Origin of the sequence: Corynebacterium sp. KPL2734, from assembly GCF_040225595.1 — a bacterium.
Lineage (GTDB): Bacteria > Actinomycetota > Actinomycetes > Mycobacteriales > Mycobacteriaceae > Corynebacterium > Corynebacterium rhinophilum.
Genome location: NZ_JBEHFO010000015.1, coordinates 1 through 16,923, shown reverse-complemented (window position 1 = coordinate 16,923; position 16,923 = coordinate 1). Strand labels below are relative to the sequence as shown.

Genomic DNA, 16,923 nt, shown 5'->3' with positions numbered 1-16,923 from the left:
CACCCCCGCGAGGGGGTGGTTTTCTTTTTGAATGACTAAGCAAAGGGCGGAAATTGACTGCTTACGGGGCCGGAAGTTACGTGTGAGAAACCTCTAGTGAATGTTTACCCGGTGACCTCTAGCATAGGAGATAGGAGATATTGGCTCTACTTTTTAGAGTGCAATAGTCGCCATCATGAATCATCCAAAACTTGCTTTTAGCTGTGCTTACGCCATCTCATTCATTGTTTGTCGGAGCAAGCACACATGAGCACCAAGGAAGGAGATGCGGTCTCTAATGACCCAGCAAAGCAATCAATCCTTTAACCCCGAATATTTTGAAAATGTGTGGAATGGCTACGCGGATGAGGACTACGATGTGGTCATCATCGGTGGTGGCTCCGTAGGTGCCGGCGCGGCACTGGATGCAGCGACCCGCGGTTTGAAGACCGCTGTGCTGGAGTCCCGCGACTTCGCCGCAGGTACCTCTTCCCGCTCTTCCAAGATGTTCCATGGTGGCCTGCGCTACCTTGCAATGTTTGACTTCCGCCTCGTGGCAGAGTCCCTGAAGGAACGCGAGCTCAACATGTCTACGTTGGCTCCCCACCTAGTCAAGCCGCTGAAGTTCATCTTCCCGCTCACCCACCACGTATGGGAACGCGTCATGATGTTCGGTGGCTTTACCCTTTATGACCTCATGGGTGGCGCAAAGAGCGTGCCGATGCAAAAGCACCTCACCCGCAAGGGCGCCCTCAAGGTCACCCCGGGCCTGAAGGAAGACGCCATCGTCGGCGGTGTGCGCTACTACGACACCCTGGTGGACGATGCCCGCCACACCATGACCGTGCTGCGCAGCGCCGCTGAGTACGGCGCCGATGTGCGCACCAATACCGAAGTTATCGGCTTTGACAAGGACCGCGGCGGCCGCGTCGTTGGCGCTAAGGTCCGTGATACCGCCACCGGCCGCGAGACCACCGTGCGCGGTAAGGTCTTCATCAATGCCACCGGCGTCTGGAACGACAAGATCCAGGAGCTGGCCGGTGTGGAAGGCAAGTTCACCGTTCACGCTTCCAAGGGCGTGCACATCGTCGTGCCAAAGGATGCCCTGGATGCAGAAGCAGCACTGTGCTTCGTGACCGAAAAGTCCGTCCTCTTCGTCATCCCATGGGGCGATTACTGGATCATCGGTACTACCGATACCGACTGGGAAAAGGGTCTATCCCTTCCGGATCCCGCCCCCACCAAGGCGGATATTGACTACATCCTGGATGAGGTCAACCAGCGCGTGCGCCGCCAGATCACCCGTGATGACATCGTCGGTGTCTACTCCGGCCTGCGCCCGCTGCTATCCGGTAAGTCCGATTCCACCACCAACCTGTCCCGCAACCACGCCGTGGCTCGCGTGGCCCCGGGTATGGTTTCCGTTGCCGGTGGTAAGTACACCACCTACCGCGTCATCGGTAAGGATGCAGTTGACCTGGCCGTGGAAGAACTCGGCGGCAAGGTGCCGGAATCCATCACCGAGCACACCCCGATCCTGGGTGCTGCCGGCTACCACGCACTGGCCAACCAGATTCCTACCTTGGCCCACCGCTACAACCTGAGCGAGGACTTCATCGAGCACTTGCTCGGCCGCTACGGTTCGCTTTTGGGTGAGGTTCTGGCTCCTGCGCAGGATGACGTGTCCTTGCTCGAGCCCGTTCCTGGCGCAGAGACCTACCTCTGGGCTGAGGTGCGCTACGCCGTCACCCACGAGGGTGCGCTGCACTTGGACGATATCTTGACCCGTCGCCTCCGCGTTGCCATCGAGTTTGGTGACCGTGGTGTCAACGCAGCTCCCGCTGTTGCGGACTTCGTTGCTCCGCTGCTGGATTGGAGCGAGGAAGATAAGCAGCTCGAGGTGGATACCTTCACCAAGCACACCGAGGCAGAGCTGGCCGCTGAGGCAGCTGTAACCGACCGCGAAGCTAACGATATTCTGGTCCGCGCTGGCTCCGCTCGTCCGACCGAGACTCAAGGATAAGGGGAGGCGCTAATGGCTGGATCTGACGCATTTTTGTGGGAGTTTATCGGCACCACGTTGCTGATGCTTCTTGGTAACGGCGTGTGTGCGCTGGTAAACCTCCGCACTTCGGGTGCCCGTGGCTCCGACTGGATTGTCATCGCCTTGGGGTGGGGCATGGGTGTCTTCGTCGGCGCCAGCGTCGCCGACCCCTCCGGCGGTCACTTGAACCCTGCGGTAACGCTCATGCTCGCACTCAATGGTTCGCTCGAATGGAACTTGGTTCCGTTCTACGCACTGGGCCAAATCCTGGGCGCTATGTTCGGTGCCTTCCTGGCCTGGGCCGCATTCAAGCAGCTCTTCGATGCGAATAACTACGATGAAGAAGGCAATGTCACCGGGGCCAATTCTGAAACCGCCGGTATCTTCTTCACGGCCCCTGCTCACCCGCACAATGGCTGGAATACGGTGACCGAGTTCATCGCTACTACCGTATTGTTGATGTTCATCGCCTTCGGCCCTGCCGGCGGCGAGCTGGGACCGCTGAGCTACTTCGGTGTGGCGTTCGTTGTTGTCGCCGTCGGCCTGTCCCTGGGTACGCCTACGGGATATGCCATCAACCCAGTCCGTGACTTGGGTCCACGCTTGATGTACGCCTTCGTCCTGCCCATTAAGGACAAGGGCAGCGCTAACTGGGGCTATGCTTGGGTGCCGATTGTTGGCCCGCTGCTTTCGGCCGTCGCCGTTGGTCTACTGTCCATTGCGCTTTAATCCAACCCCTATACAGGAGAAATTAGACACATGAGTGATAAGAAATACGTCGCAGCTATTGACCAGGGAACCACGTCAACCCGCTGCATCATCTTCAACCACGATGGCGATCAGGTATCCGTGGGCCAGCTCGAGCACGAGCAGATCTTCCCAGAAAAGGGTTGGGTAGAACACGACCCGCAGGAGATCTGGAGCAACACCCGCCGCGCCGTGGGGGAGGCTTTGGCCAATGGCGATATAACAGTAGAAGATATCGACTCCGTCGGTATCACCAACCAGCGCGAAACCACCGTTGTGTGGGATAAGAACACTGGCGAGCCCGTCTACAACGCCATCGTCTGGCAGGACACCCGCACCTCCGCTATCTGTAAGGAATTGGCTGGTGAAGAGGGCCCGGATAAGTGGCGCCGTCGCACTGGCCTGCTGATCAACTCCTATCCTGCCGGCCCGAAGGTTAAGTGGATCCTCGACAATGTCGACGGCGTCCGCGAGCGCGCCGAAAAGGGCGACCTGCTCTTCGGCACCATTGACTCTTGGTTGCTGTGGAACCTGACCGGCGGTGCCGAGGGGGACGGCGACAAGGAAGCGCTGCACGCAACGGACGTGACCAACGCTTCGCGTACGCTCCTCATGGACATCGAAAAGCTGGAGTGGGACGAAGAGCTGTGTAAGGAAATGGGCATTCCGATGTCCATGCTGCCGGAGATCCGCCCGTCCCTGGGTGATTTCCGCACCGTCCGCGAGCGCGGTTCCCTCGCCGGCGTTCCCATTCGCGCCATCTTGGGTGACCAGCAGTCCGCTATGTTCGGCCAAGGCTGCTTCCGCGCGGGTTCGGCCAAGAACACCTACGGCACTGGCCTCTTCCTGCTGCTGAACACCGGTACCACCCCGAAGTTCTCTGAAAACGGCCTGTTGACCACCGTCTGTTTCCAGCGCGAGGGCGAGCGCCCCGTATACGCACTGGAAGGCTCCGTATCCATGGGGGGCTCCTTGGTGCAGTGGCTGCGCGATAACCTGCAGCTCATTCCTAATTCCTCTGCCATCGAGAACTTGGCACGGGAGACCAAGGACAACGGCGGCGTTTATATTGTCCCGGCATTCTCCGGTCTCTTCGCCCCGCACTGGCGTTCTGATGCCCGCGGCGTCATCGTGGGCCTGACCCGCTTTGCCAACCGTGGGCACTTGGCTCGCGCCGTCCTCGAGGCAACCGCTTACCAGACCCGCGACGTGGCAGATGCCATGGTGGCGGACTCCGGCGTGGAAATCACCGAGCTGCGCGTGGATGGTGGCATGACCACCAACGAGCTGCTCATGCAGTTCCAGGCTGACATCTTGGGTGTGGAGGTACACCGCCCGAAGAACATTGAGACCACCGCAACCGGCGCCGCTGTCGCTGCTGGCTTGGACAATGGCTTCTGGGAAGACCTCAGCATCCTGGATACCCAGCGCGGTGACCTCACCGTATTCAAGCCCAAGATGGAGCAAGAAGAGGCGGATTACCTCTACGGTGAATGGAAGCGCGCTATCAAGCGTTCCTTGAACTGGGAAGACTCCGATGAGGATGAATTCGACTTCTAAGTCCTGAAGTAAACTCGCGGGTATGGATACTTTCCCTACCCGGGCCCCTCGGCTCATCGCGAGTGATATTGACGGCACCCTGTTGGACCGCAATCATCGCGTCCCGCGTCGCAACCGCGACGCAGTGGCGCGGGCGGTGCAGCAGGGTGCTTATTTTGCTTTGTCCACCGGCAGGCCTTTTCGCTGGATAGAGCCGGTCCTGGAGCAGCTTACGGTGCGCCCGGTATGCGTGACCTCAAATGGGGCGGTGCTCTATGATTCCGCGGAAGACCGCGTGCTATCCGCGCGGGAGCTTTATCCAGACGCGCTAGAAGAGGTGGTGACGGTAGCGCAGCGCGTCCTCGGCACGGTTGGCTTTGGCGCAGAGCGGGCGGGCGGTTCGCTTGCCGATGCCCCCGATCAGCTCTTCGTGGTCGACCCTCACTACTCCGAAAATGCCCTCTTTGAGGGCTTTGGTGTGGTCAGCGTGGGCGAGCTGGTGGCGCAGCCGGTGGTCAAGCTGCTTATCCGGAATACGGATTATTCCGCACCGGAACTCTACGACTTGATTGCTCCCCATATTGATCCGGAGCTGGCGCATATTACCTATTCCATGCAGGAGGGTGTATTAGAGGTCGCGGCCCCCAACGTCACCAAGCGCCGCGGCGTGGAGTGGTTGGCCAACCAGCATGGGATAGCGCAGGAAGAGACCATTGCTTTTGGGGATATGCCCAACGATATTGAGATGCTCACCTGGGCCGACTGCGGGGTGGCAATGGAAAACGCCCTCCCGGCGGTGAAGGCGGCCGCTGATGCGGTCACCGTGGCCAACCACCAGGCGGGCGTGGCAAAGGTATTGGAGCGCTGGTTCTAACTCCCGCTCCACGGGGAGGTTAGTCGGTGTAGATGTCTACCTTTTCGGTATCCATGTTGTAGACAATCTCGCCGCCCTGGAACTGGACGCGGATTTCCTTGCCGTCTTTCATCTCGTTTGTGGTGGGCAGGCCGAGCTTGGAAGCGTTATCGCCTTCCGCCCACTTCTTGGCAATCTCTCCGGTCAGGGCCTTTGCCTCGGAGTCCTCGGAGGAGAGGACCACACCGTTTTTGAAGAGCTGGTACATAATCTTGCCGGAATCGGTGGTGTCCGGTCCGCCAACGGCGAGACCCAAGACGGGACCAAAGGCGTTCAGGACGGAGGTCCAGGATTCCTTGAGGCCTTCGTTATTAGAAAGCTGTACAACCTTGTTGACGATATTCGGAATATCGCCGGCGGTCAGGTCACCGGCAATCTTCTTATCAGCATCTGGCTGTGCCACGCGGTCATTGGCAACCAAGACGCCGAATACGGCGGCGGCGATGCCTGCCAAGGCCTGGATGGTCGATACCGGAATGTCCACCCCGCCGATGGAGGAGGTGGCCTCGCCCGGGGTGGAATGACCGCCGTTACTCGATGGCGACTTCTTATCCCAGTTCATTGCAGCAGAGTTACTGCCAGCCTTAACCGCGTTGTACTTCTGCTTGGTGTTATCGCGGATCTGCTGCCACTTCTGCGTGGTGTAGCGACCCGGGCACTGGGTGTAGTGGAAATCATTGTGTCCACTGAATGCGGGTACGGTAGCCTGCGCGCCGGCTGGAAAGCGGGAGCCGCCAAAGCCACCAGAGGTCAGGGTAGCGGTGCCCGTGGGATCGATGCCGGAGATAGCTGCCTTCCACCCGGCAATTTCTGCCACCGAATTCAGCATCTTTTCTGACGGTTCCTCATTTTCGTAGTTACCAATCATGGAAATACCCCAGTTGTGGGAGTTGAAGCCACCCACGTGTGCGCCCTGGACGGCCTTGTCGAGCCCGCCGTAGCGACCTTCGTAAATGGTGCCGAACTTATCCACGAGCACGTTGTATCCAATATCGCACCAGCCCAGGTTCTGAGCGTGGTATTCATAGGCAGCGCGAACCTGCGCGGCGGCCTGTGCCGGGGTGTAGTTATTGGAGCCCGCGGTGTGGTGCAGCGTCATCGCCTTGATGCCGTCATCGTAGGTGGGCTGCTGGCAGCGCTTGGATTCATCGGCGCCCCATCCGGAGCGAGAAACTACCTTTGGCATCCCATCGGTGGCGGCAGTAGGTTCGATGGCTTGGCCTTCTTGGGCATTGCCGTCCATAAAGACGGCATCTAGGTCCGACACGGTGGTGCGGTCGGTGTTGTTTTCATCAGCTACTGGGGCGATATCGCCGACGTTATAGGGCTGCGCGGCGGCGCGGTTGGCATCCGCAGCACCGGTTGCTTTATCGGGCAACTCAGCATCGTCATCCAGGTTGGAACCGGTTACGAGGTCCACATTAGCCATGGATACCTGCACATCGTTGGTATCTCCCACGTAAATAAGCTCGGTACCGTTCTTGCCATCGCCGTAGTTCATGGCATCCATATCGAACCATTCGCTCCAGGAGCCGTCCTCCTGCTTGGAGCGGACGAAGGAGTGCACGTCGCGCTTGCCCTCCCAGGTCACGGCGAACATGTTGAATGCCTCGTCGCGGTGGAAGTGCTTGACGGCACGCGGGCCCTCGCCATCGCCTTGCGCTGCCACGGCGGGATCATCAACGACGACGGAGTCGGCGTTGCTAAAGCTTTCAGAGGCATTTTTAACCTCGATGGGTCCGCCAGAACCGGAGTCCTGGGTTTTAAGGACCTGCTGGCCGCCGAATGCGGCCGCCATGACGAGGGCAATGGAGGAAACCGTCGCGATGACGGGTGTGGTCCACGTTGACCTCGTGGGAACTAGTCGACGTCGTTGCTTCACTCTATTCTCCCTGGGTTGAGTTAAGTGCCGGTGTAGCTGTAAAAACGGTTGCCAAAAGTTAACAGTTGATAGTGATGCTACGAGTGTGACAACTGTGAATCTTGTTGCGACACGCCGATGACCCGTGTTCCCCTCTGGAGTGCAATAAAGTGGAAGCCATGACTTCTTATGACCTCATCGTTGTTGGTTCCGGATTCTTTGGCCTGACCGTTGCGGAAAGGGCCGCTAGCCAGCTGGGAAAGAAGGTGCTCATCGTTGAGCGCCGCGAGCACCTGGGTGGCAATGCCTACTCCGAGGCGGAGCCCACTACCGGAATTGAAGTGCACAAATACGGCGCGCACCTCTTCCACACCTCTAATAAGCGCGTGTGGGAGTACTGCAACCAGTTCACTGATTTCACCGACTACCAGCACCGCGTCTTTGCCATGCACGATGGCACCGCCTACCAATTCCCCATGGGGCTGGGGCTAATCAACCAATTCTTCGGCCGTTACTACTCGCCCGATGAGGCCCGCGAATTGATCAAGGACCAAGCTGGCGAATTCTCTGCGGATGAGGCCAAGAACCTGGAGGAAAAGGCCATCGCGCTCATTGGCCGCCCGCTCTATGAGGCGTTCATCCGGGACTACACCGCCAAGCAGTGGCAGACCGACCCCAAGGAACTGCCAGCCAGCAATATCACCCGCCTGCCGGTGCGTTACACCTTCAATAACCGCTACTTCAACGACACCTATGAAGGCCTGCCCGTCGATGGCTATGCGGCGTGGCTAGAAAACATGGCGGATCATGAAAACATCGAGGTCCGCCTGGATACCGATTGGTTCGATGTTCGCGAGGACCTGCGCGCCGAGTCCCCAGATGCCCCCGTTATCTACACCGGCCCGCTGGACCGCTACTTTGACTTCGCCGAAGGCGAGCTCGGCTGGCGCACCTTGGACTTCGACCTCGAGGTCCTCGATACCGGTGACTTCCAGGGCACCCCGGTGATGAACTACAACGATGCTGATGTGGACTTCACCCGCATCCACGAGTTCCGCCACTTCCACCCAGAGCGCAAGGATCGTTACCCCTCCGATAAGACGGTCATCATGAAGGAGTACTCGCGCTTTGCCGATAAGGGCGATGAGCCGTATTACCCCATCAACACTCCGGAGGACCGCTCCAAGCTGGAGGCGTACCGCAAATTGGCCGCCCAAGAAGCAAAGGAGAACAAGGTGTTATTCGGCGGCCGCCTGGGCACCTATCAGTACTTGGATATGCACATGGCCATCGGTGCCGCTCTGTCCCTATTCGATAACAAGCTCGTGCCCTTCTGGAACGAGGGCAAGGCCATCGAGCAAGAACGCGGGCACTAAGAGCTGCTAATTTGCCCTGGGCACGCTATGCTTAATCACCTCACAGGTTAGGAGGTGACGGCATGGCTCAACGCAAGAAATACACCAAGCCCGGGCATGCGGACCGCAGCATGTGGAAGATGTCCCCGGAGCGGCTCCAGGAACATCTGAAACTGCGCAGCCGCGCAACGCGCATTCCCGATAAGAAAAAGCAGCAAGCAAAGAAGGCCTGCCGGAACACCCGGCGGGCCTTTCCGCTACTTAACCCCGCGATTATGAGTGCTCGCATTGCTCAATAGGTGCAGCGCTGGAAAGTATTTTTATGGTGTTTATTCAGCCCGAAGCCCAAAAATTCCTCGACTTAAACAAGGATGCTCCACAGCTAGATACGCGTAGCCCGGAAGAAAACCGTGCCGCCCAGCTGAAAACGGCATCGGCGTGGGGCAAGAAAACCCGGATGGCGTCCGTGTATGAGACCTCGGTGCGCGGTGTCACGGTGCGGGTTTATATACCGGAGGGGCTGGAGCTTTCCGATGCCCAGCCAGCCGAACCTGCCTTCATCTTCTTCCACGGAGGCGGCTGGGTGCTTGGGGATTTAGAAACCACAGATACAACCGTGCGGGACATTGCCGCAGAATCGGGAATCATCTGTATCAGCGTGCACTATCGCCGTGCACCGGAGTACCCCTTCCCGGCACCACTAGATGATTGCCGTGCGGTAGTAGATGGAGTGCTACAAGGAGAATTGGGGATTGGCATCGATCCAACGCGTGTTGCCGTGGGCGGAGACAGCGCGGGCGGCAATATTGCAGCGGTGATCGCGCAAGAACTGCGCGATCAGCTGGCTCATCAAGTGTTGATCTATCCCGTCATGGATTTATCCACCTTTGACACGCAATCCCATTCGGATTTTAGCGACGGCTACTACCTCACCCGGCGGCGCCTTAACTACTTTTATGATTCTTACGTCGGCACCGCAGACCGCACGGATATCCGTATGTCCCCCGGCAGGAATGGCGATCTGGCGGGGCTGCCCCCAGCGACGGTAATTACCGGTGAACTCGATCCGTTGGTCTCTGAGGTAAGTGACTACGCTGAGCGAATGCTCAATGCGGGCAATGTAGTGAGTTCTATCGAATTTAAGGGGCAGGTCCATCCGTTCGTCCAGATGGGCGGGATTATTTCGGATGCGTTGATTGCGCGCACCATTATTGGCAGCGAATTAAAGCGCTCGCTGCGGGGCCAGAGCTAAAGGTCGCGATCTGCCCGAGCTAAAGGGAAGCGCGGCGTGAACACTCAACACCCAACACGAACACTCAACACAACACTCAACATGTGCAGTGTTGTGTTGAGTGTTATGTGTAGTGTTATGTGTAATGCTCGGCTGAAGGTGAGAGGCAAACGGGGAAACGATGGACCTAGAAGAAATTGAGCGGATTGTTCACAATCTGCGCGCCATAGGCAAAGACACCGGCACGGTCGAAGTAAAGGCAGCTGGCGGAGGCCTTCCTAAGAAGATAACGCGGTCGGTGTCTGCTTTTGCCAACGGAAAAGGCGGAACGATCATCTTTGGCCTCGATGAGGACTCGGGGTTTCTTCCCGTCGAAGGTTTCCAAGCCGAGCCCATAGCCAAAGCCTTTGTGGAGGCCTGCGCGGAGAAATTGACCCCTGCCGTCCGTGCCGATGTGGAAATTGGTGCTGTCGATGGCGCGCCGGTAGTAGTTGCGGAAATTCCAGAGCTTGCTCCCTTTGATAAACCATGCTGGGTTACTGCGCAATCTAAATACAACGGCAGCTACATTCGCGAGCACGATGAAGACCGGCTATTGAAGCCCTATGAAATTGATCGTCTCGAAGAAAATAAGATGCAGCCCTCGTGGGATCTAGAGGTCGTGGAGGCGGCTACTATTGCAGACCTGGATCGGGACATCGTCCAGCAAATCCTAGATCGCGAACGCAGCCTGCGGCCTGGGATCTTTGGCAAGTTCTCTGATGAAAGGACATTGAAAGCCCTGCATCTCACCGGTGTGGGAGATGATGGGGAAGTTCATCCAACCTTGGCTGGCTTATTAGCAGCCGGCATTTATCCGCAAGAATTTTTCCCGCGGCTCAATGTAACTTTTACCGCTTATGCGGGAACGGATAAGACGTCGACCAAAGGCCAAAGATTTATTGATAACGCGAGTTTTGTAGGCCCGATTCCGGAATTGGTGCCAGCGGTGGTTTTCGCGGTTGAGAAAAATATGCGGGTAGGCAGCGTCGTCGACGGGGCGTTCCGAGAAGACTTGCCGGATTATCCTCCAGTAGCGGTTAGGGAAGCAGTTGCTAATGCGCTCATGCACAGGGACTATTCTCCCCAGGCTAGAGGGACACAGGTGCAGGTTGATATGTACGCTGACCGGCTAGAAATCATTAATCCGGGTGGCCTTTTTGGGATGGTGAACGTCAATAACCTTGGGGACCCAGGCATGACAAGTGCGAGGAATCAACACCTGTCTCAGCTATTGGAGGTAACGGCTATCTCCGGTGGGTCTGGGTACGTGGCGGAAAATCGTGGAACTGGCTACATTGAGATTCTTGATCAGCTGCAAAAGACACTTCTTCCTCCGCCGAAGCCGACGGATTCGTTGACCACGTTCACGTTAACTTTTGAACGGCGTGAAATGACTTTGCCAGAGCGGAGTGCGTCTATACACGGCGGTTCTAGTGAACGGATTCTGGAGTATTTGGCTCAGCATCAGTCCGCGAATAGCCGTGAGCTTGCGGCGGCCGCCGGGATTTCTGTTGGTGGGGTGCGCAGAATCCTGAACCAATTGGTAGATAGTGGAAGGATCGAGCGTACGGAGCCTTTGCGCAGCCCTAAACAGAGGTATCGCTTGGTTAAATAGACAGGCGCCTGAACACCCAACACTCAACACTCAACACGAACACTCAACACAACACTGCACATGTTGAGTGTTGTGTTGAGTGTTATGTGTAGTGTTCGCCTGCACCCGCGGCGCTAAAACCCTGCCACCACCAGCTTTGCCAGCTTGCGGCCTCCGGGTGCGGCGGCGGGGTGATGGTGCCGTGTGGTGTGTGTATAGAGCTGACCGGGCTAATGCCATGCAGTGAATTGATAAACCACAGGGGACATTCCGCAGCGAGTGCCGGGGTCAATGGGCGCTGCGCGGTGGAAATCCTCAAGTCTTTGCAGCGGTCCAAGACCTGGCGCAGGGTCACGCTGGGCAGGCGCACTCCGGTAGGGAGCAGGAGCGTGTCGCCGGCCCAGGCGATGAGCGCGCCGGTGGTGGCTTCTGCGATGGTGCCGTGGGCATCGATAATCGCGGTGTCATCGGTGCCGCTTACCTGATACTGCTCGCGGTAGGCGGCCAGGGCGAGCAGGTCCGGGCCTTTAATGAGAGGCTGTACGCGGGGATCGGGGGCCTGTGTATAAGTAAGACGCGTGTGGGCGCGCGGGGTCGGTGCGGGGCGAATATCGAGGTATAAGTTGCCTTCGATAAGAGCAATGCGGGGAAAGAGCTCGCCATCGGCAAGCAGCTCCAGCATGGCGGAGACGAAACCGGCGGGCAGGAGCCCCGCGGCGGATTCGAAACGCTCTAGATGCAGGTGGAGACCGTGCGTGCGGCCTGCTGAATGCCGCCAGGAATCGGCCACGGTGCATGCGGCGGCCGGTCGGGAGCAGGGGAGAAAGGTGCCGTCGTGCCAGATGTAGGAGCTCATATCCACGCTCCTAGGACCGATTGGGCTTTGAGGTTTCTTTCGGCCAGCTCGGCTGCCGGGTCGGAATCGAGGACGATGGCCCCGCCGGCGCCGACGGTGACCTCGGAACCCGAGCGCACTGCGGTGCGGATCACCACGCTGAAATCCGCCTCGCCGGAATAGCCGAGGTAGCCCACGATACCGGAATAGACGCCGCGGGGGCCGCGCTCGAGGGCATCGATGATCTCGCAGGTGCGCAGCTTCGGCGCGCCGGTCATGGAGCCGGGCGGGAAAGCAGCGCGGATGGCATCGAGCGCGGTGGCGCCGGGGCGCAACTGGCCGGTGATTGTGGAGACCAGCTGGTGCACGGTGGCGTAGCTTTCCACGTTCATCAGCCCCGGAACGCGCACGGTGCCGGGCTCGCACACGCGGGATAAATCGTTGCGCAAAAGGTCTACGATCATGAGGTTTTCGGCGCGGGTCTTGGGGTCATCGCGAAGCAGCGCGGGGTCTTGGTGGGCCGGAATGGTGCCCTTGATGGGCTTAGCCTCGACGCGGTTATCGCGCACGCTGAGGAAGCGCTCGGGCGAAGCGCTGCAGATTTCCACGCCGTTAAAGACCAGATGCGCCGCGTACGGTGCCGGGTTGTGCCGGCGCAGCGCCGCATAAATATCGCCGGTCGCCTGCGCGGAATAGGTATCGGTCAGGCACACCTCGTAGCTTTCCCCGGCGTGCAAGAGCTCTTGGGCGCGCTGGATTCGGGCCAGGTAGTCGGTGGTGCGCCAAGTGCCCGCGCTTGCCGATGCCCCCTCGCTTCCCACCTGCCCACCTTCCAGGGCTTCCTCCAGCCGGTCGAGCAGGCCCTGCGCGCCGTCGCCGTCGCCATCGAGGCAGCACAGGTGCGCTACTTGCCGGTGGTGATCGTAGACGAGGAAGGACTGCGGCCGGATGAAGTAGGCATCGGGATAAGGCGAGCGGTGGCGCAGTTGGATGGGCAGGGTAAGCTGCGCGCATTCGTAGCCGAGGTAGCCGACCACCCCGCCGGTAAATGGCAGATCCGGCGCGTCAAAGACCTGCGTGGATAGCTCACGCTCGAGGGTGGTGAGGATATCGGGGGCATCGCCAAGCCGGTAGCGAAAGGATCGGCTGAGGGGACCGGTGGCATCACCAAGAATGCTATAGCGCCCGCGCGCATCGGCGGAGTCAAGGAAGAAGGCGTCGTTGCCGTCTGCCTGCAGCGCCGCGAAGACGCTGGGGCAGTCAATCGCGCCGGGGATCTCGCGGTGGAGGAGGCGAAAACCGCCGAGGAAATTGCGCAGCAGGGTCGCGCCGTGCTGTGTCAGCACCGATTCGGGGTGGAATTGCACGCCCCAATGAGGCAGGCCATCGACCTTGAGGGCCTGGACGGTGCCGTCCTCGCTGCGGGCATGCACGGTGATGCCGGGGGCAGGTTCAATGTGCAGCGAGTGATAGCGCACCACCTGAAAGTCCTGCGGGATGGTGGCAAAAATTCCCTCGCCGGAATGGCTAATGGTGGAGACAAAACCGTGGCGTGGTTCGGGCGCGCGGCTTATGCGAGCGCCGGCGAGCATCGCCAAGCCTTGGTGGCCAAGGCAGACGCCGAGCAGGGGAATCCGCGCTGCGGCGGCCGCCTCGATAACGCGGCGGGACATGCCAAAGTCGCTTTCTTCCTCCGGGGTTCCTGGACCAGGGGAGATAACCACGTGGCTGAACTCGCCGGCGCGCACGCGACCTGGGATGCCGGTGGCCTCGCCCGCGGGAACGACAAGGGGCCCGGTTCCGGAGACCTCTGCGATGAGGTGCGCGAGGTTAAACGTGTACGAGTCGTAATTATCAATGAGCAGGATCATCAAAGGCAGAGTCTATAGCCCAGTGCGCCCCACGCGTAACTTGCTCCACGCGCGACTTAACTACTAGGTTGCGACCAACCAATTGACGTATGTCACACCGCGTTGTAAAGTTAACTTTAAGTTAACAACAAGCAAACGGGGAAAGAATCCAGGAAAGGGGATAACAATGAACCAGTTTGAAACCCTCCGTCACGACCTGCACACCAAGTACGGTCACGGATATACCCGTGCTGAAATCGATGCGAAGTTGGACGAGGTCATCGCCAAGCACACCGCTAGCGCCGGGCTCGTGGAATTCATCCCCGTGCTGGTAGAGCGCGAGGTGCGCGAGTTCTTCGGTGCCCACCGCATCCATGTTCGCTTCGCCGCGGGCAATAACCACGCCCTGGCCAAGGCCGCCGCGGACCTCACCAAAAAGCACGCGGGGGAGGCGCTCTACGTCGATACCGCCGCCGCACACCCGGAAAATGACGGCAATGACCACTTAGCCCACGTCATGAGCGAGCGCGGCATGGGCCAAGCGCCCAAAAAATACCTTGAAGAGGTGCGGACCGTGGCCATGCCGGACTACATCGTTTACCTGGGCCGCGAGGTCGAGCGCGATGAAGCCGGCAAGGACATCAAGATCTGGGACATCGCTCCGGCTGAGACCGTGGAGCAGGCCCGTGAGCTTGCCGATGACCTAGAAGCCCGCGTGTACTACATGCTGAACAAGCTGGGCATCGAGCCGGTAACTGAATCCGTGCGCGTCTAGCCTAAGGCAGGGCGAAAGCAAAAAGGGCTGAGGGAAACCTCAGCCCTTTCATCATGCGTGCAGTGTACTTCCATTCCGGTGGGAGGCCTGATAGGGCGGGCGACGCGAGCGGAAGCCTGCGGCGTCGAAGACATGGGTTAAGTAGCAGGAGGGGATCCGGACACTTTTAAGAATATTGGGGTTGCCCGCAAATAGCGGTTGCGTCCCTTCGTGTGGTGTCGTTTTTATAGAAGAGTTGGCCTATTCAGGCGTCATTGGTTTCCGTGGTGTTGCTGGTAAGCGGCTGAATGCTGGTAGCTCCCCAGGTAGATGGAGGGGACTGAAGTGACCCCCTGTGGTTAAGGACAGGGCTAGTGCCATTGCCCATATTCTCTTTGAGAATGGTGTAAAGAAAATCAATTGACTTAAGTCCGCGCATTTTAGAGGGGCAACCCTTACCGTAGGTAGCATTGCTACCTACGTAGGTTATCGATCTATCTTGGGTTGAAATATTTGTTGGAGGTTTCGTGAAGCAATGGACTCGTAAAATTGCATCTTCGGTATTGCCTTTGTCGATTCTGGCGATTCTTTCAAAGAGAGAGTCATACGGTTATGAGATCAGAAAAATGCTCGTAAGTTTCAATCTTGGAGATTTCAAAAGCGGTACGGTGTATCCGCTTTTAACTCGGTTGGAGGAAGAAGGGCTCATTGCTTCGAGATGGGCGGAATTACATGATGATCCTCCTCGGAAAATGATTCAGATTACAGACACCGGTCGAGATGCTCTCAAGGAGGGCGTCCAGAACGTGGAGTACTTACTAAGCGGTATCCGCAATGTGATGGAAGGGAAATAGCATGAGCACTCTCAATGACGAATACCTGAAAAGCCTGGCTCGGGAACTTAGGTTAAGGTCAGTCTCCGAATCGGATATTAATCAAGAAATTCTAAGAGTCATGGAAAGTGACGGTGCTGGGGTTAACTTGAGGAACGAGTTTGGAGCCCCTGATGAATATGCGGAAGCGCTCTACCCAAATCGTCCTAAAAAGCAGTTCTACCTTTTTACGGCTATTGGAATTGCCCTTGCAGTTATAGGCTTCGTTACCTTGCATGTCTTGTTTAAAGGCGATGAGGCTTCCAGCGCAGTATCGTTAGTTAAATTTATTCCACTTATTTGCATGCCGATTGGTATAGCTTTTGACGTGAAAAGATTTTCTAAAGTCTAAATCCGCCGTCGGATCCATCCTTTAGAGAAGTCGGACCCTTTCTGCAATTCCCGCCTGCGGCACGGCGGGTGTATTATACCAGAGAGTGTCTGATGGTTTGTGTGTGGGAACCTAACCTGCATAAGGAGGGGCCTGACCCCCGGCGTGTACACTTTCCGGGGGTCAGGCCCGAATTGAGAATGCTACTATCGCAATCAATCGCGGATGATGATATTGCTTCAACTGCTTTGACATCGTCCGCCGAAAAGTCTAGGCAGTTTCGTTGTCAACTAAAGGACGTTAGGTCATGTCAGAACTTGTACGACTAGAGCGTCTCTGTAAGGCCTACCCCAATCAACAAAAGCCCGCAGTCGACAACGTTTCGCTAAGCATCGACAAGGGTAGTGTCTACGGTTTAATTGGGCGCAACGGTTCAGGGAAAAGTAGTTTAGCTCGAATCCTTACCGGCGTACTACGCCCTACTTCCGGCCATATCTGGATAAATGAAGGCAGAGATGCGTCCGCGACCTCTGACTGGCAGAGGTCAAATGTCGCATATTTGTCGCAATCTCCCCTAGCCCTAAACACTATGACTGTAAAGGAATCAATGGATTTCTTTGGTCGGCTGTACGGGACGAAGTCATCGAACAAACAGCAGAAATGTCTCCTAGAAAAGCTAGGCATTCTTCGATTTCACAATCAAGAGGTGAGATCGCTATCTGGTGGACAAAGTAAACTTGTCCAACTTGCGATCGCTATCTCCTCAAACCGCCCATTCGTCATTCTGGATGAGCCCACGAATGAGCTGGATGCGCTAAATCGCCGGCTAGTATGGGACGAAATTGAGGCCCTCTCTCATAAGGGAGTTACCGTATTAGTAATCACTCATGCAGTCTCCGAAGGTCAAGTCCGGTGGAGTGGTGTATCTGTCCTTCCTGAATCTGTGAATCGGGGGACAGTGTCAGGGTCGGTGTTG

Annotated in this window: 15 protein-coding genes; 12 read left to right on the top strand and 3 right to left on the bottom strand. The window is 57.8% G+C overall.

The features are described 5' to 3' along the window. The first annotated feature begins 277 nt into the window (after nucleotides 1-277). From ABRP88_RS09140 to ABRP88_RS09125, 4 genes are read left to right on the top strand one after another with little or no spacing between them, the layout of a single operon-like run. Nucleotides 278-2,002: a glycerol-3-phosphate dehydrogenase/oxidase gene (locus tag ABRP88_RS09140; protein WP_349837013.1), complete on the top strand. Its 1,725-nt coding sequence runs from the start codon at nucleotides 278-280 to the stop codon at nucleotides 2,000-2,002. Nucleotides 2,003-2,014: 12 nt separating this feature from the next. Then, nucleotides 2,015-2,752: an MIP/aquaporin family protein gene (locus tag ABRP88_RS09135; protein ID WP_349837012.1), complete on the top strand. Its 738-nt coding sequence runs from the start codon at nucleotides 2,015-2,017 to the stop codon at nucleotides 2,750-2,752. Between the two features lie 30 nt (nucleotides 2,753-2,782). Further along, complete coding sequence (gene glpK / locus ABRP88_RS09130; protein WP_349837011.1) at nucleotides 2,783-4,330, top strand: glycerol kinase GlpK; 1,548 nt, start codon at nucleotides 2,783-2,785, stop codon at nucleotides 4,328-4,330. A 22-nt stretch (nucleotides 4,331-4,352) separates the two neighbouring features. Continuing rightward, on the top strand, nucleotides 4,353-5,183 hold the full coding sequence (locus ABRP88_RS09125; RefSeq protein ID WP_349837010.1) for an HAD family hydrolase: 831 nt from the start codon (nucleotides 4,353-4,355) through the stop codon (nucleotides 5,181-5,183). A 19-nt stretch (nucleotides 5,184-5,202) separates the two neighbouring features. Here ABRP88_RS09125 and ABRP88_RS09120 read toward each other — a convergent pair whose 3' ends face one another. After that, entirely contained in the window at nucleotides 5,203-7,104 is a 1,902-nt protein-coding gene (locus ABRP88_RS09120) for an N-acetylmuramoyl-L-alanine amidase (RefSeq protein ID WP_349837009.1), read from the bottom strand. 158 nt (nucleotides 7,105-7,262) lie between these two features. Here ABRP88_RS09120 and glf point away from each other — a divergent pair, with 158 nt between their 5' ends. The 4 genes from glf to ABRP88_RS09100 all read left to right on the top strand — a co-directional run bounded on the left by glf (nucleotide 7,263) and on the right by ABRP88_RS09100 (nucleotide 11,326). Further along, nucleotides 7,263-8,459, top strand: coding sequence for a UDP-galactopyranose mutase (gene glf / locus ABRP88_RS09115; protein WP_349837008.1), 1,197 nt, complete (start codon nucleotides 7,263-7,265; stop codon nucleotides 8,457-8,459). Between the two features lie 62 nt (nucleotides 8,460-8,521). Further along, nucleotides 8,522-8,737 carry a hypothetical protein gene (locus ABRP88_RS09110; protein WP_349837007.1) on the top strand — a complete coding sequence of 72 codons (216 nt, stop codon included), beginning with the start codon at nucleotides 8,522-8,524 and terminating at the stop codon, nucleotides 8,735-8,737. Between the two features lie 23 nt (nucleotides 8,738-8,760). After that, complete coding sequence (locus ABRP88_RS09105; RefSeq protein ID WP_349837006.1) at nucleotides 8,761-9,690, top strand: alpha/beta hydrolase; 930 nt, start codon at nucleotides 8,761-8,763, stop codon at nucleotides 9,688-9,690. Between the two features lie 160 nt (nucleotides 9,691-9,850). Next, nucleotides 9,851-11,326, top strand: coding sequence for an ATP-binding protein (locus tag ABRP88_RS09100; RefSeq protein ID WP_349837005.1), 1,476 nt, complete (start codon nucleotides 9,851-9,853; stop codon nucleotides 11,324-11,326). Nucleotides 11,327-11,408: 82 nt separating this feature from the next. On the opposite strand, the gene ABRP88_RS09095 is transcribed toward ABRP88_RS09100, so the two are convergent. Both ABRP88_RS09095 and ABRP88_RS09090 read right to left on the bottom strand, forming a co-directional pair. Further along, nucleotides 11,409-12,161, bottom strand: coding sequence for an aminotransferase class IV (locus ABRP88_RS09095; RefSeq protein WP_349837004.1), 753 nt, complete (start codon nucleotides 12,159-12,161; stop codon nucleotides 11,409-11,411). Beyond that, nucleotides 12,158-14,011: a chorismate-binding protein gene (locus ABRP88_RS09090; RefSeq protein ID WP_349837003.1), complete on the bottom strand. Its 1,854-nt coding sequence runs from the start codon at nucleotides 14,009-14,011 to the stop codon at nucleotides 12,158-12,160. The genes ABRP88_RS09095 and ABRP88_RS09090 overlap by 4 nt, the downstream gene beginning before the upstream one ends. Nucleotides 14,012-14,177: 166 nt before the next feature. Here ABRP88_RS09090 and ABRP88_RS09085 point away from each other — a divergent pair, with 166 nt between their 5' ends. The 4 genes from ABRP88_RS09085 to ABRP88_RS09070 all read left to right on the top strand — a co-directional run. Then, the gene (locus ABRP88_RS09085) at nucleotides 14,178-14,765 is read left to right on the top strand and encodes a three-helix bundle dimerization domain-containing protein (RefSeq protein ID WP_349837002.1); all 588 of its coding nucleotides are present in this window, start codon (nucleotides 14,178-14,180) and stop codon (nucleotides 14,763-14,765) included. Nucleotides 14,766-15,271: 506 nt separating this feature from the next. Further along, nucleotides 15,272-15,598 carry a PadR family transcriptional regulator gene (locus tag ABRP88_RS09080; RefSeq protein WP_349837001.1) on the top strand — a complete coding sequence of 109 codons (327 nt, stop codon included), beginning with the start codon at nucleotides 15,272-15,274 and terminating at the stop codon, nucleotides 15,596-15,598. Between the two features lies 1 nt (nucleotide 15,599). Then, nucleotides 15,600-15,968: a DUF1129 domain-containing protein gene (locus ABRP88_RS09075; protein WP_349837000.1), complete on the top strand. Its 369-nt coding sequence runs from the start codon at nucleotides 15,600-15,602 to the stop codon at nucleotides 15,966-15,968. 286 nt (nucleotides 15,969-16,254) lie between these two features. Then, nucleotides 16,255-16,923 (top strand): ABC transporter ATP-binding protein (locus tag ABRP88_RS09070; protein ID WP_349836999.1); only part of this gene is annotated, 669 nt, incomplete at its 3' end.